Source organism: Streptomyces sp. ISL-100 (genome assembly GCF_018614615.1).
Lineage (GTDB): Bacteria > Actinomycetota > Actinomycetes > Streptomycetales > Streptomycetaceae > Streptomyces.
Genome location: NZ_JAGGOK010000059.1, coordinates 1 through 14,168, shown reverse-complemented (window position 1 = coordinate 14,168; position 14,168 = coordinate 1). Strand labels below are relative to the sequence as shown.

At 68.5% G+C, this 14,168-nt stretch carries 16 protein-coding genes and 1 tRNA gene; 8 read left to right on the top strand and 9 right to left on the bottom strand.

All coding sequences use genetic code 11. The annotated features are described in order from the left end of the window. Positions 1 to 49: 49 nt before the first annotated feature. A complete protein-coding gene (gene nth, locus J7E89_RS25700; protein WP_374196886.1) occupies positions 50 to 922 on the bottom strand; it encodes an endonuclease III in 873 nt (290 codons plus the stop codon). Positions 923 to 1,176: 254 nt separating this feature from the next. Between nth and J7E89_RS25695 the strand changes: the two genes are divergently transcribed. Beyond that, the gene (locus J7E89_RS25695; protein ID WP_123460131.1) at positions 1,177 to 1,851 is read left to right on the top strand and encodes a Crp/Fnr family transcriptional regulator; all 675 of its coding nucleotides are present in this window, start codon (positions 1,177 to 1,179) and stop codon (positions 1,849 to 1,851) included. Positions 1,852 to 1,972: 121 nt separating this feature from the next. Next, complete coding sequence (locus tag J7E89_RS25690) at positions 1,973 to 2,512, top strand: Uma2 family endonuclease (RefSeq protein WP_214976810.1); 540 nt, start codon at positions 1,973 to 1,975, stop codon at positions 2,510 to 2,512. Positions 2,513 to 2,519: 7 nt separating this feature from the next. Here J7E89_RS25690 and J7E89_RS25685 read toward each other — a convergent pair whose 3' ends face one another. From J7E89_RS25685 to J7E89_RS25670, 4 genes are all read right to left on the bottom strand, one after another. Beyond that, entirely contained in the window at positions 2,520 to 3,350 is an 831-nt protein-coding gene (locus tag J7E89_RS25685; RefSeq protein WP_214976809.1) for an MBL fold metallo-hydrolase, read from the bottom strand. Continuing rightward, positions 3,347 to 4,216, bottom strand: a complete 870-nt coding sequence (locus tag J7E89_RS25680) for an NUDIX domain-containing protein (RefSeq protein WP_214976808.1) — start codon at positions 4,214 to 4,216, stop codon at positions 3,347 to 3,349. Before J7E89_RS25680 ends, J7E89_RS25685 begins: the two co-directional genes overlap by 4 nt. Positions 4,217 to 4,283: 67 nt before the next feature. After that, positions 4,284 to 4,754 carry a RidA family protein gene (locus J7E89_RS25675; protein ID WP_214976807.1) on the bottom strand — a complete coding sequence of 157 codons (471 nt, stop codon included), beginning with the start codon at positions 4,752 to 4,754 and terminating at the stop codon, positions 4,284 to 4,286. Then, positions 4,751 to 4,912, bottom strand: coding sequence for a DUF4177 domain-containing protein (locus J7E89_RS25670; RefSeq protein ID WP_019355547.1), 162 nt, complete (start codon positions 4,910 to 4,912; stop codon positions 4,751 to 4,753). The genes J7E89_RS25675 and J7E89_RS25670 overlap by 4 nt, the downstream gene beginning before the upstream one ends. 70 nt (positions 4,913 to 4,982) lie before the next feature. On the opposite strand from J7E89_RS25670, the gene J7E89_RS25665 reads away from it, so the two are divergent. Both J7E89_RS25665 and J7E89_RS25660 read left to right on the top strand, forming a co-directional pair. After that, complete coding sequence (locus tag J7E89_RS25665; RefSeq protein ID WP_214976806.1) at positions 4,983 to 5,972, top strand: ArsA-related P-loop ATPase; 990 nt, start codon at positions 4,983 to 4,985, stop codon at positions 5,970 to 5,972. After that, on the top strand, positions 5,969 to 7,318 hold the full coding sequence (locus J7E89_RS25660; protein WP_214976805.1) for an ArsA family ATPase: 1,350 nt from the start codon (positions 5,969 to 5,971) through the stop codon (positions 7,316 to 7,318). Before J7E89_RS25665 ends, J7E89_RS25660 begins: the two co-directional genes overlap by 4 nt. Before the next feature lie 35 nt (positions 7,319 to 7,353). Here J7E89_RS25660 and J7E89_RS25655 read toward each other — a convergent pair whose 3' ends face one another. Both J7E89_RS25655 and J7E89_RS25650 read right to left on the bottom strand, forming a co-directional pair. Beyond that, complete coding sequence (locus J7E89_RS25655; RefSeq protein WP_028810436.1) at positions 7,354 to 7,695, bottom strand: WhiB family transcriptional regulator; 342 nt, start codon at positions 7,693 to 7,695, stop codon at positions 7,354 to 7,356. Positions 7,696 to 8,123: 428 nt separating this feature from the next. Then, positions 8,124 to 8,441 carry a hypothetical protein gene (locus J7E89_RS25650; protein ID WP_251061078.1) on the bottom strand — a complete coding sequence of 106 codons (318 nt, stop codon included), beginning with the start codon at positions 8,439 to 8,441 and terminating at the stop codon, positions 8,124 to 8,126. Between the two features lie 155 nt (positions 8,442 to 8,596). On the opposite strand from J7E89_RS25650, the gene J7E89_RS25645 reads away from it, so the two are divergent. Then, positions 8,597 to 10,846 (top strand): transglycosylase domain-containing protein, encoded by a 2,250-nt coding sequence (locus tag J7E89_RS25645; RefSeq protein ID WP_214976804.1) that lies wholly within the window; start codon positions 8,597 to 8,599, stop codon positions 10,844 to 10,846. 114 nt (positions 10,847 to 10,960) lie between these two features. Here the strand turns inward: J7E89_RS25645 and J7E89_RS25640 are convergent, their stop codons facing one another. Next, positions 10,961 to 11,425: a GatB/YqeY domain-containing protein gene (locus J7E89_RS25640; RefSeq protein WP_214976803.1), complete on the bottom strand. Its 465-nt coding sequence runs from the start codon at positions 11,423 to 11,425 to the stop codon at positions 10,961 to 10,963. A gap of 76 nt (positions 11,426 to 11,501) precedes the next feature. Between J7E89_RS25640 and J7E89_RS25635 the strand changes: the two genes are divergently transcribed. Next, positions 11,502 to 12,452 (top strand): metallophosphoesterase, encoded by a 951-nt coding sequence (locus tag J7E89_RS25635; protein ID WP_214976802.1) that lies wholly within the window; start codon positions 11,502 to 11,504, stop codon positions 12,450 to 12,452. A 125-nt stretch (positions 12,453 to 12,577) separates the two neighbouring features. After that, positions 12,578 to 12,651 (top strand) — tRNA-Pro (locus J7E89_RS25630). 192 nt (positions 12,652 to 12,843) lie between these two features. Here the strand turns inward: J7E89_RS25630 and J7E89_RS41050 are convergent. Then, entirely contained in the window at positions 12,844 to 13,131 is a 288-nt protein-coding gene (locus J7E89_RS41050; RefSeq protein ID WP_251061077.1) for a hypothetical protein, read from the bottom strand. 633 nt (positions 13,132 to 13,764) lie between these two features. Here J7E89_RS41050 and J7E89_RS25620 point away from each other — a divergent pair. Next, on the top strand, positions 13,765 to 14,046 hold the full coding sequence (locus tag J7E89_RS25620) for a hypothetical protein (protein ID WP_214976801.1): 282 nt from the start codon (positions 13,765 to 13,767) through the stop codon (positions 14,044 to 14,046). Positions 14,047 to 14,168 lie beyond the last annotated feature (122 nt).

Genomic DNA, 14,168 nt, shown 5'->3' with positions numbered 1-14,168 from the left:
AACGCCCGAACCGGGCCCGTTCGTTCCGCGCGACCGCGCGCCGCCCCCGTCACTCGGCGGCCCCCAGCGGCGGCGCCGGCGCTCCGGGATAGCCGGGCGGCGGCTTCAGCCGCTGTCCCGGGTAGCCGCCCATCTCGTACTTGAGGAGCTTCTTCGCCTTCTCCGGGTCCGTCTCGCCCTCGCCGTAGGACGGGCACAGATGCGCGATCGGGCAGGCGCCGCAGGCCGGCTTGCGGGAGTGGCAGACGCGGCGGCCGTGGAAGATGATCCGGTGTGAGAGCATCGTCCACTCGGTCTTCGGGAAGATCGCGGCGATTTCGGCCTCGATCTTCTCCGGGTCCTCGCTGTCGGTCCACTTCCACCGACGTACGAGCCGCCCGAAGTGCGTGTCGACGGTGAGCCCGGCGACGCCGAAAGCATTGCCCAGCACCACGTTGGCGGTCTTGCGGCCGACGCCGGGCAGCGTGACGAGGTCCTTCAGACGGCCGGGTACCTCGCCGCCGAAGTTGTCCCTGAGAGCGGCGGACAGTCCGATCAGCGAGCGGGCCTTCGCGCGGAAGAAGCCCGTCGGCCGGATCAGCTGCTCCAGCTCCTCGGGGTCGGCCGCCGCCATGTCCTCCGGCATCGGGTACTTGGCGAAGAGGGCAGGGGTCGTCTGGTTGACCCGCAGGTCGGTGGTCTGGGCGGAGAGGACCGTGGCGACCAGCAGCTCGAAGGGATTCTCGAAGTCGAGCTCGGGATGGGCGTACGGATAGACCTCGGCCAGCTCGCGGTTTATGCGGCGGGCGCGGCGGACCATGGCCAGGCGCGACTCGGGCTTGGCAGCCGTGGCGGGCTTGGCAGCCTTCGCGGCACTCGACCGCGTGGCCGTTTTTACCTCTTTTGCAGCTTTCTTTGGCTGCGTCGGAACTTGTTCGCCCACAGCGGAATTACGGCCTTCAGTCACCTGTCCGGCCCCCTTGGGCTGCGCTGTCACCGGCGTTTTGGACACCCGGCCAGCCTAAAGCCCGGCACTGACATCTGGCCCGGTCACAGCCAATTGCCACCCCAATCGGCCCCCTGCCGCACGGTCGGGCACGCCGGTACGTCAAACTTGTGATTGATCGCACTGTTTTACCGTCCGGCATCATGGTGACCACGGTTCCCGTGATGAGCAGGTCGACAAGGAGAGAACTCGTGGACGACGTTCTGCGGCGCGCCCCGCTCTTCGCGGCGCTCGATGACGAGCAGGCCGCGGAGCTCCGCGCCTCAATGAGTGAGGTGACGCTCGCTCGCGGCGACGCCCTCTTCCACGAGGGCGACCCGGGCGACCGCCTGTACGTGGTCACCGAGGGCAAGGTGAAGCTCCACCGCACCTCCCCCGACGGCCGCGAGAACATGCTGGCCGTTCTCGGCCCCGGCGAGCTGATCGGTGAGCTGTCGCTCTTCGACCCGGGCCCGCGCACCGCCACCGCAACCGCCCTGACGGAGGTCAAGCTGCTCGGCCTCGGCCACGGCGACCTCCAGCCCTGGCTGAACGTCCGCCCGGAGGTGGCCACGGCCCTCCTCCGCGCCGTCGCCCGCCGGCTGCGCAAGACCAACGACCAGATGTCCGATCTGGTCTTCTCCGACGTGCCGGGCCGTGTCGCCCGCGCGCTCCTCGACCTGTCGCGCCGGTTCGGTGTGCAGTCCGAGGAGGGCATCCACGTCGTTCACGACTTGACGCAGGAAGAGCTGGCCCAGCTGGTCGGCGCGTCCCGCGAGACGGTCAACAAGGCCCTCGCGGACTTCGCGGGCCGCGGCTGGCTGCGCCTGGAGGCGCGGGCCGTGATCCTGCTGGACGTGGAGCGCCTGGCGAAGCGCTCGCGCTAGTACGAGCCTGTACGACGCTGGAGGGCCGTCCCTGGTGGGGTGGCCCTTCCTCGTTTCCGGCCCGATGTCAGTGGTCGGGGCTATTCTGCGCATACGGTCGGTGACGAGCGAGGAGGCAGCGATGAGCGTCATGGATGACCTGCTGCGGCACAAGGCTGAGCAGATCGCCAAGGAGCACGAAGGCTTCAAGGTCGAGGTCGTGGGGGGCCATGTCGTGATGACGCCGCAGAGCAATGTGCAGAGCTGGACGATCTTCGATGTGCAGGCGGCGGCGCGGACGGCCGGCATCGAACAGTCTCGGCTCATTTCCGACGTGCTGATCAAGTTCCCTGGCGACCCCGACCGTGTGCCTGACGTGACGATCCTGGCGGAGGGCGCGAAGGAGCCTTACTCGTACGAGGACATACTGGCCGCTGTCGAAATCGTCTCCACCAAGGACGATCCGAACGACTACAAATTCAAGGTCGAGCAGTACGCCCGCTACAACGTGCCGATCTACCTGATCATCGATCCGTTCCGGGGCGAGTGCACCCTGCTCACCCGCCCACGAGGCACCGACTACGCGGCTCGTGAGTCCTTCAAGTACGGCGAGACTGTCACCCTCCACCTTGAGGACGGATCCACCGTGCCCATCCCCACCGACCAGTTCAAGCGCAAGTGACGCCTGACTAGATCAGGCCGTGCTCCCGCAGATACTCCAGCTGCGCCCGCACCGACAGCTCGGCCGCAGGCCACAGTGACCGGTCCACGTCCGCGTACACGTGGGCGACGATCTCCGACGCGCTGACGTACCCGTTCTCGACGGCCGTCTCCACCTGCGCCAGCCGGTTCGCCCGGTGGGCCAGGTAGTACTCGACCACGCCCTGCGCGTCTTCCAGTACGGGCCCGTGCCCCGGCAGCACGGTGTGCACCCCGTCGTCGACCGCCAGGGAACGCAGCCGCCGCAGCGAATCCAGGTAGTCGCCGAGCCGCCCGTCCGGATGCGCCACCATCGTCGTGCCGCGCCCCAGGACGGTGTCCCCCGTCAATACGGCCCGGTCGGCGGGCAGGTGGAAGCACAGCGAGTCGGCGGTGTGCCCCGGCGTCGGCACCACGCGCATCTCCAGGCCCCCGGTGGTGATGACGTCCCCCGCCGCGAGCCCTTCGTCCCCGAGCCTCAGCGCGGGGTCCAGGGCCCGTACGGACGTACGCGTCAGCTCGGCGAACCGTGCCGCGCCCTCCGCGTGGTCGGGGTGCCCGTGCGTGAGGAGGGTCAGCGCGACGCGCTTGCCCGCCTTCTCCGCGGTGTCGATCACCGTCCGCAGGTGTACGTCGTCGAGCGGACCCGGGTCGATGACGACCGCCAGCTCCGAGTCCGGCTCGGAGACGATCCAGGTGTTGGTGCCGTCCAGAGTCATCGCGGAGGCGTTGGGGGCGAGGACGTTGACGGCACGTGCGGTGGCGGGCCCGGAGAGCACCCCGCCACGGGGCTGTCCGGGAAGCGCGGCGGCGTCGGTCATGCGGTGCCTCCTGTGCTCTGGATCCGCTTCGTGAATTCATCGTGGCCCGGCCAGCTCAGAACCACCTCGTCGCCGACCAGCCGCGCCCGCGCGAGGACCGGCGTCATGTCCTGCTTCGCCGCGCCCGCGAGGGCCTCGGCGGCCGTGGCGTACGGCTGGAGCGTACGCAGCGTCGAGATCGTCGGCGGCATCATCAGCAGCTCGCCCTTGTCGTAGCCCGCCGCCGCCTCCGCCGGGCTGATCCACACCGTGCGGTCCGCCTCCGTCGAGGCGTTGCGGGTCCGCTGGCCGGCCGGCAGCGCGGCCACGAAGAACCACGTGTCGTACCGCTTGGGTTCGAACTCGGGGGTGATCCAGCGCGCCCACGCGCCCAGCAGATCGGACCGCAGCACCAGGGACCGGCGCTGGAGGAAGTCCGCGAAGGACAACTCGCGGGCCACCAGCGCCCGGCGGTCCGCCTCCCACTCGTCACCCGTGGTGTCGCTGACCACCGTGGCGGCCGTCGGGCCCGCGAGGAGCACACCGGCCTCCTCGTACGTCTCGCGCACCGCGGCGCACACGATGGCCTGCGCCGATGCGCGGTCCACGCCGAGGCGAACAGCCCAGTCGTCCAACGACGGGCCCGCCCAGCCCACCTGGTGGTCGTCGTCGCGCGGATCCACTCCCCCGCCCGGGTACGCGTACGCGCCTCCGGCGAAGGCCATGGAGGCGCGTCTGCGCAGCATGTGGACGGCGGGGCCGCCGGCCGTGTCCCGAAGGAGCATGACGGTGGCGGCCCGCTTGGGGGGCGCGGCGGTGAGCTCACCATTGGCGAGGGCGCGGATCCGGTCCGGCCACTCGGGCGGGTACCACTGACCATTGGACATGGCCGGAGGCTATCCGCTCCCGGTCGGATGTTCGAGAGCACCGAGGTCAGGGGCCGCGACCCGGTCGTCACGCAGAAGCGAGCTCGACCTGAATCTCAACCTCGACCGGCGCGTCGAGCGGCAGCACAGCCACTCCCACCGCGCTGCGCGCGTGCACGCCCTTGTCGCCGAGCACCGCGCCCAGCAGCTCGCTCGCGCCGTTGAGCACGGCCGGCTGGCCGGTGAAGTCCGCGGCGGAGGCGACGAAGCCGACGACCTTAACGACACGCGCGATGCGGTCCAGGTCACCGGTGACCGACTTGACGGCCGCCAGGGCGTTCAGCGCGCACGTACGCGCCAGGTTCTTGGCCTCTTCGGGCGTAACCTCCGCGCCAACCTTGCCGGTGCACGGAAGCTTGCCCTCCACCATCGGGAGCTGGCCCGCGGTGTAGACGTACACGCCCGACTGCACGGCCGGCTGGTACGCGGCGATCGGCGGCACGACCTCAGGCAGCGTCAGGCCGAGCTCGGCGAGCTTCGCCTCGACTACACCGGTCATGCCTGCTTCTCCCGCTTCAGGTAGGCCACCAGCTGCTCGGGGTTGTTCGGTCCGGGGACGACCTGGACGAGCTCCCAGCCGTCCTCGCCCCAGGTGTCCAGAATCTGCTTGGTCGCGTGCACGAGAAGGGGCACGGTCGAGTATTCCCACTTGGTCATACGCCGACTGTAGTGCCTGCCACAGACACCTCCTGCGTAGCCCGGGCACCGACTGGTTAGGCTCAAAGACGTGAGCAGGCTCCAGGTCGTCAGCGGAAAAGGCGGTACCGGAAAGACCACGGTGGCCGCGGCACTCGCGCTCGCCCTCGCGACGGAGGGCAAACGCGCCCTCCTCGTGGAGGTCGAGGGCAGGCAGGGGATCGCGCAGCTCTTCGAGACGGAAGCACTTCCGTACGAGGAGCGGAAGATCGCTGTCGCACCGGGCGGCGGGGAGGTGTACGCCCTCGCGATAGACGCCGAACGCGCGCTTCTCGACTACCTCCAGATGTTCTACAAGCTCGGAGGAGCCGGCCGCGCGCTCAAGAAGCTCGGCGCGATCGACTTCGCGACCACCATCGCGCCGGGTCTCAGAGACGTGTTGCTGACCGGCAAGGCGTGCGAGGCGGTGCGCCGCCGGGACAAGCAGAACCGTTACGCGTACGACTACGTCGTGATGGACGCACCGCCCACCGGCCGGATCACGCGCTTCCTGAACGTGAACGACGAGGTGGCGGGCCTGGCCAAGTTCGGCCCGATACACAATCAGGCGCAGGCGGTGATGCGCGTACTCAAGTCACCGGAGACGGCCGTCCACTTGGTGACGCTGCTTGAAGAAATGCCCGTCCAGGAGACCGCCGACGGCATCGCCGAGCTGCACGCCGCCGAGCTGCCCGTCGGCAACGTCATCGTGAACATGGTCCGCCCGCACCTCCTCGACGAGGACGCCCTGCGCACCGCGGCCGGTGAGCAGCGCACCGCCGTCACCAAGGCGCTCTCCCAGGCCGGCCTGGGCGGGGCACGCCGCGGCGGCCTCGCGGAGCGCCTGGTGGACCCGCTGCTCGAACAGGCCGCGGAGCACGCGCAGCGCGTCGAGCTGGAGCGCGAGCAGCGCGCCGTACTGGCGGGGCTGGATCTGGCGACGTACGAACTGCCGCTGCTCGGCGAGGGCATGGACCTCGCCGGGCTCTACCGGCTGGCGAAGGAACTGCGGACCCGTATCGCCCCTGGGGGAACTTCATGACCGTGAGTGCCACGGACAGCAGCATGGGCAACAGCATGGACGCGACACCCACCCTGGACATCGACCCGCTGCTCGACGACCCGGCCACCCGCATCATCGTGTGCTGCGGCGCGGGCGGTGTCGGCAAGACGACGACCGCGGCGGCGCTGGGTGTACGGGCGGCCGAGCGCGGCCGGAAGGTCGTCGTGCTGACCATCGACCCGGCCCGCAGGCTCGCCCAGTCCATGGGCATCGACGAGCTCGACAACACCCCGCGCCGGGTGAAGGGCATAGACGAGACGGCCGGCGGCGAGCTGTCCGCGATGATGCTCGACATGAAGCGGACCTTCGACGAGATCGTCGAGGCGCACGCGGACGGCGAGCGGGCCCGCGCGATCCTGGAGAACCCCTTCTACCAGTCCCTGTCGGCCGGTTTCGCGGGCACGCAGGAGTACATGGCGATGGAGAAGCTGGGCCAGCTGCGGGCCCGCGACGAGTGGGACCTGATCGTCGTGGACACCCCGCCGAGCCGCTCCGCGCTGGACTTCCTCGACGCGCCGAAGCGGCTCGGGTCGTTCCTGGACGGCAAGTTCATCCGGGTGCTGATGGCGCCCGCGAAGGTGGGCGGCCGGGCCGGGATGAAGTTCCTCAACGTCGGCATGTCGATGATGACTGGCACCCTCAGCAAGCTGATGGGAGGCCAGCTGCTGCGCGACGTGCAGACGTTCGTGGCCGCCATGGACACCATGTTCGGCGGCTTCCGCTCGCGTGCGGATGCGACGTACCGGCTGCTCCAGGCACCCGGTACGGCGTTCCTGGTGGTCGCCGCGCCGGAGCGGGACGCCCTGCGCGAGGCCGCGTACTTCGTCGAGCGGCTGGCGGCGGAGGAGATGCCGTTCGCCGGGCTCGTACTCAACCGGGTGCACGGCAGCGGCGCCCCTCAGCTCTCGGCCGAGCGGGCACTTGCCGCCGCAGAAAATCTTGACGAGGGCCGCATTGTGGATCAGGAGGCCGGGAAGGCTGGAGTTCGTGACTCCTCGGCGCCCTCTCCCGAAGCCGAATCCGCACCGGACCCCACCTCCGAGAGCCAGAGCCACGGCGAAACACCCAGCGGAACCCGCACCATCCACACCGTCGAGCACACTGTCGAGCAGTTGACCGCGGGACTGCTGCGCCTGCATGCCGAACGCATGCACGTACTCGCGCGTGAACAGCGAACGCGCGACCGCTTCACCGCACTCCACCCCGAGGTGGCGGTGATCGAAGTAGCCGCCCTGCCGGGTGATGTGCACGACCTCGCAGGGCTTCGGGCCATCGCTCACCGGCTCGCCGCGAGTGATGCCGCCGAGCTTGACCCGTCTGACTAAGCCGTCCGGCTAACCCGTCCGGCTAACCCGTCCGGCTAACCCACAGCCGCGTACTCGATGTACGCCCCAGTCTCGTCGTCCTCGGGCAAAATGCCCGTGCTGCGCTCGTACTCAGTACGGGCGGTCTCAAGGAGCCGACGCCAGGAGGTGACGGTGGGGCGCCTGCGCAGAAGTGCGCGCCGCTCCCGCTCCGTCATGCCGCCCCACACGCCGAACTCGACGCGATTGTCCAGCGCGTCGGCCAGGCACTCGGTCCGCACCGGACATCCGGTGCACACCGCCTTGGCCCTGTTCTGCGCTGCTCCTTGTACGAACAGTTCATCCGGATCGGTAGTGCGGCAGGCTGCCTGCGCACTCCAGTCGGTTACCCAGCCCATACCGGCGCCGTCCTCTCCCGAATCGAGGCTCCCCCACGGCGGCAGCGGCATATTCACCGCTGCCAGTTGAGGACGTTACGGAAGGTGGGCACAGCGCAACACCCCCTTCGGGCCCAATCTTGAATGGCCCGAACGGACTATGCGTAAGCGACAGATCACCCGACGGAGTGAGGCGAGGGCATACGTAACCAACCCGGCAAACCGGGGTAGTTCGGATGGGCCACAACGGAAACCCGGTGACGCATGAGGCTGATTCGGACATGCCTCTGCCAGATTTCGGGACTGACGGGATTTGACGCCGGTGATGTTGTGATGCCGGTGATGCCAGGGGGCTTGATGCGAAACCGCACTGCTGTGACAGTTGGGAGCAGCTTAGGCCAAGGCATATACGCGTGTCCGGCGAATGAGAACGTAGACACCTCACGGTGTCAATCCGTCAAGACTCCCGGGACGAGGCCGCCGTTCACTGCTCGCCTCCAGAGCCTGTCGTGCCATTCGTTGGCATCGGGAGCGGGCTTGGTGGTGAGCACGGGGTTCGGTCCACTCTCGATGAGGTGAAGCAGCGACCAAGCGACCCCGTAACAGTCGTCCGGACCGAAGCATGCGACCAACGCCCGGGCCTCCTGCGCCGTGACCGGCCGGGAGATCGCCTCAAGCTGCTGGACTCGTCTGTCGATCTCCTCTTCGCTCACGTCCCAATCGGGGAGCGGGCCGCCGGCGACGAACGTCTGCACTTCGGTTCTCATCTTCGAATGGTCGGTTGCCGGCGCTGCCCTGAGCAAAACGTCCGGCACGTCACGCCACCGGCCCGGCTGCCTGGAGATGTCACGGCTTGGTACCCGAACATCCCGAGAAGCACCCGCTCATCGGAACACCGCCAACAACGGATTAGGCTGCCCCCATGCCAAAGAAGCGCTCGGGCGGGGGTCTCACCGGGACCCAGCAGGCCGCCAAATTCCTCGGTGTCGCCGCGCTCTCCGGAGCCGTGCTGGCGGGCATCGCACTACCGGCGGCCGGAGCGCTGGGCCTTGCGGCCAAGGGAACAGTCGAGGGGTTCGACGAGATCCCCGCCAACCTCAAGACGCCGCCGCTGAGCCAGCGCACCACCATCCTCGACGCGCAGGGCGGTTCGATCGCCACGGTCTACTCGCGTGACCGCACCGTCGTGGACCTGAAGGACATCTCCCCGTACATGCAGAAGGCGATCGTCGCGATCGAGGACGCGCGCTTCTACGACCACGGGGCGATCGACCTCAAGGGTGTGCTGCGCGCCGTCAACCGCAACGCCCAGACGGGCGGCGTCTCGCAGGGTGCGTCGACCCTCACACAGCAGTACGTCAAAAACGTCTTCGTCGAGGAGGCCGGTGACGACCCCACCAAGGTCGCCCAGGCCACCCAGCAGACGCTCGGCCGCAAGGTGCGCGAACTCAAGTACGCCATCCAGGTCGAGGAAGAGCTGGGCAAGAAGAAAATCCTCGAGAACTACCTCAACATCACCTTCTTCGGGCAGCAGGCGTACGGCATCGAGTCCGCGTCCAAGCGCTACTTCAGCAAGTCCGCCAAGGACCTCGAGCTGGAGGAGGCCGCGCTGCTGGCCGGCATCGTGCAGTCGCCGAGCCGCTACGACCCGGTCAATGACTCGGAAGAGGCGACCAAGCGGCGCAACACCGTGCTCCAGCGCATGGCTGACGTCCGTGACGTCTCGCAGGCCGAAGCGGACCGGGCAAAGGCGACGCCGATCAAGCTGAATGTCAGCAGGCCGAAGAACGGCTGCATCACCGCCGTCAGCGGCGCGGGCTTCTTCTGCGACTACGTGCGCGAGGTCTTCCTGTCCGACCCGGTCTTCGGGAAGACGAAGGAGGACCGGGCCAAGGTCTGGAACCAGGGCGGCCTGAAGATCCGTACGACGCTGGACCCGCAGGCACAGCAGTCGGTGCAGGCGTCGATCAAGAACCACGTCTACCAGTCCGACAAGATCGCGACGGCGGTCACGCTCGTCGAGCCCGGCAGCGGCAAGGTCCTCGGGATGGGCCAGTCCAGGCCGTACGGCTTCAAGAGCAACGAGACGACGATCAACTTCTCCGCCAACAAGAGCATGGGCGGATCGGCGTACGGTTTCCCGACCGGCTCGACCTTCAAGCCGTTCGTGGCGGCCGCGGCCATAGAGCAGGGCATTCCGGCGACGAAGACCTACTCTGCGCCGTACGACATGCCGTACCCGAGCCCCGTGGAGACCTGCGACAAGCCGTGGGTCAACACCGGGGACACGGTCGAGAACGAGAACGAGCAGGAGGTCGGGCCGTACGCCATGAAGGAGGCCATGGCGAAGTCGGTCAACACCTACTTCGTCCAGATGATCTCCGAGATCGGCATCTGCCCGGTGACGCAGATGGCGAGCAAGCTGGGCGTCATCCAGGCCGACGGGCAGAAGCTGAAGGAAGTGCCCGCGATCTCGCTGGGTACGGAGGGCATGTCGCCGCTGACGATGGCGAACGCGTACGCGACCTTCGCCAACCGCGGCACGTACTGCACGCCGGTCTTCATCGAGTCGGTCGTGACCGCGCAGGGCAAGGACCTCCCGGTGCCCAGGTCGACGTGCTCGCGGGCGATGTCCGAGAAGACGGCCGACACGATCAACACCCTGCTCAAGGGTGTGGTCGACTCCGGTACGGGTCAGCAGGCGGGGCTCACCAGTCGTGACAACGCCGGTAAGACGGGTACGACGGACGGGCGCCACAACGCCTGGTTCGTCGGGTACACGCCGAACCTGGCCGGTGCGGTCTGGGTCGGCGCGGCCGGCGCCAAGCAGGTCCCGATGGAGAACATCACCATCGGCGGCGTCTACCACGACAAGGTCTTCGGTGGTCAGGTCCCGGGGCCGATCTGGAAGGACGCGATGAGCGGCGCGCTGGACGGCAAGCCGGCGCCCGGCTTCAACACCGTCCACATCCCGAATCCCGACAAGGACAAGGGCGACCGGGGCCGTGGCCGGGACAGGGGCGACGACGAGGACGAGGGCGACCACGACGACGGCAAGCCCGGCGACGGCGGCAACGACGGGGGCAACCCCTGGCCCGACATCTCGATCCCGCCGGACCTGATCGGCGGCGGCCACGGCAACGGCGGTGGACGCGGCGGGAACGGGCCGTAGGGCGCGTTACGCGTCAGGCACGACGACGGAGGGGCGCCCGGTGAAATCCACCGGCCGCCCCTCCGTCGTACCTACCTACCTGCCTGCCTGCCTGCCTGCCTGCCTACCTGCTGCTCAGCCGGCCAGGAGCTTCTTCACCGCGGCGGCCACGCGGCCGCCCTCGGCGCGTCCCGCCACCTTCGGGTTCACGATCTTCATGACCGCACCCATCGCGCGCGGCCCTTCGGCGGCCGCGGCCTTCGCCTCTTCGACGGCCTGCCCGACGATGGCGTTCAGCTCGTCGTCGCTCAGCTGCTGCGGCAGGTACGCGTCGAGGATCTTGCCCTCCGCCAGCTCACGCTCGGCCGACTCCGTACGGCCGCCTTGGGTGAAGGCCTCGGCAGCCTCGCGGCGCTTCTTCGCCTCCTTGGCGATCACCTTCTGCACCTCGTCGTCGGAGAGCTCGCGCGCCGTCTTGCCGCCGACCTCCTCCTTGGTGATCGCGGTGAGGGTGAGCCGGAGCGTGGACGAGGTCAGCTCGTCGCGCGCCCTGATGGCGGCGGTGAGGTCTTCCTTGAGCTTGGACTTGAGCGTGGTCATGGGGCAAGTGTGGCAGGTACGCACCCGCTTGCGCCCGCCGATTTCGCGGGCGGGGACCGTCTGCGACGATGGGCGTATGCGCGCACGTTACGGGGTACCCCTGAAAGTCACCGCAGGAATCACGGCTGTTGGCGCGGTCGGCATCGCCTACGCCGCCGGGTTCGAGGCCCGTTCGTTCCGCCTCCGGCGCTTCACCGTGCCCGTACTCCCGCCGGGTGCCCGGCCCCTGCGCGTACTCCAGGTCTCGGACATCCACATGGTCTGCGGACAGCGCAAGAAACAGCGCTGGCTCCAGTCGCTGGCCGGCCTGCGCCCCGACTTCGTCGTCAATACGGGCGACAACCTCTCCGACACGGACGGTGTACCGGAGGTGCTGGACGCGCTCGGCCCGCTGATGGAGTTCCCGGGCGTCTACGTCTTCGGCTCGAACGACTACTACGGCCCCAAGCTCCGCAACCCCGCCCGCTACCTCCTGGAAAAGGCCCAGGGCAAGTACGGCCTCAACGGCAACCCGCCGGCCGTCGGCGCCGTACACAACCCGTGGGAGCGGCTGCGCGACGGCTTCGACGCGGCGGGCTGGGTGAACCTCACCAATGCGCGGGGCAGGCTCAAGCTCGGCGGCCTCGACGCCCTGGAGATCGCCTTCACCGGCGTCGACGACCCGCACATCAAGCGGGACAGGTACGCCGAGGTGGCGGGCGGCCCGGACCCGTCGGCCGACTTCTCCATCGGCGTCGTCCACGCCCCGTACCTGCGCACGCTCGACGCCTTCACCTCCGACGGCTACCCGCTGGTACTGGCCGGCCACACACACGGCGGCCAGCTCCGCGTCCCCTTCTACGGGGCGCTCGTCACCAACTGCGACATCGACACAGACCGGGCGAGGGGCCTGTCGACCCACTCCGCCGACGGCCGCCGCTCGTACCTCCACGTATCGGCAGGCTGCGGCACCAACCGCTACACCCCGGTCCGCTTCGCCTGCCCGCCGGAGGCGACCCTCCTGACCCTGACCCCCCGCGACCGCTGACCACGCCCGGCCCTACCTGCGGGGCCCTACCTGCGGGGCCCACCTGCGGGGCCGCGGAAACCGGATTTCGCCTCCGGCCCCGAGTCCGCTAAAGTAATCGATGTCGCCGCGACGCGCGCGACAATCGGGGTGTAGCGCAGCTTGGCAGCGCGCTTCGTTCGGGACGAAGAGGTCGTGGGTTCAAATCCCGCCACCCCGACAGCTGAAACACCAGGTCAGGGGCCTGATCCGCATCGCGGATCGGGCCCCTGAGTGGTTTCTGGGTCCATCTTGGGAGCCGTTTGGGAGCCGACCACCGCGAATCCGGCTCCCGGCGAGCCGCCGACGAGCTTGCCGGCGCACCCCGACGAGACGCTTACCGACACAGACGCCCAGCAGAACCTTCCCGTGATCAAGCAGCTGGCTCCAGCCCCGGGGCGGTCTGCTGCGGTGGACCGAGGATCGTGAAGGCACGGTCCCCCGGACGCCGCCCCAAGCGCTGGACCATCAGGGAACCGAGCAGCGCGGCCCCAGGTCCGCACACCGGCCTGGCCTCCGTACCGACGTAGATCAGGCCGTTCTCGTCCGGTACACAGTCCCCGCACTCGGTGCCAACGGCCAGCGCGAAGCAAAAGCCGAGGAGATCGACTCGAAGCCCGAGGGGCAGATCGCCGCGAAGAAACACCAGGGGGTGGGTCATCCCTCGCTGTCGTAGCCAGCCGTGACAACAGCACCCAGCCCGTCGGGCAAGGGGTAGAGATCCTCCGGGATGTCCTCCACGACACCCTCCAGGTAAAGGGCAGCGAGCTTCATCCACTCGAGCGAGAAACGACCGAACGCCGACCGCCAATTGCTGCTCGCTCAGGCCGGGGCGCACAAGTACACAGAGCCGCCTTGAGAGGACGGTCAGTGCCGCTTGCATGCCCTGATCCCCCAGGTCCGTCTCCACCGCCCGTGCGTTCATCGTGTCCAGCACCACGGCGGCTTCAGCAATGTCCGTGTAGAGATGCTGAGCTGACGCGTACACAAGCTCCCGCGCCAGCGTCGGCCTTCAAGCGCCAAACAGAGGTCGCGGTCAACCCGCTGCGTAGCCTCGTAGGCATCGAGGACACGTTGGGTCAGGACCGCCTGATTGGCCGCTCGCTGATGCACCGGGCAGGTCGACTGCACCCGTCGTCGGCCCTGGCAGTCCTGGGGTGTACTGCCTTCTGGCCGATGCTTTATGTTGCAGAGGTGAAGTAGGGGGGCACATGCCGTCGGCGGAGTAGCTGAAGTCACAGTTGCAGTCGATGACTTGCGGCCAACCGACCATGACTGAGGCGGCGGACGACAAATGGTGCGGGATTACGACAGCCAGCTGCTGGAGTCGGTGGCGGTGCGCCGGCGCAGGACGAGGGACGCGTTGCTGTTCGGCGCTCAGCGGGTGCGGCGGACGGCGGACGAGCGGCTCGGGAAGGTGTTCGCGGGCATCGTCATAGCGGCCGTCCTGTGCGCGGGCTGCGTTGGGTGGTCCTTCTTGCAGCACACGCTGGCGAAGCAGGAGGCCGAGCAGCAGAAACAGCAGCAGCGTCAGGAGCAGCAGTACGGGCAGCCGGCGAAGTCGGGGAAACATTGAAGTGCTCTCCCGGCTGAAGCCGGGAGATTCCTGCTTACCTTGCGGCAGCGGGCTTGACGCGCTTCGCGCGCCTGACGACTGCCCTCCCGGCAGCCGGGGTGAGCGCGAGGCCCATCCGGTAC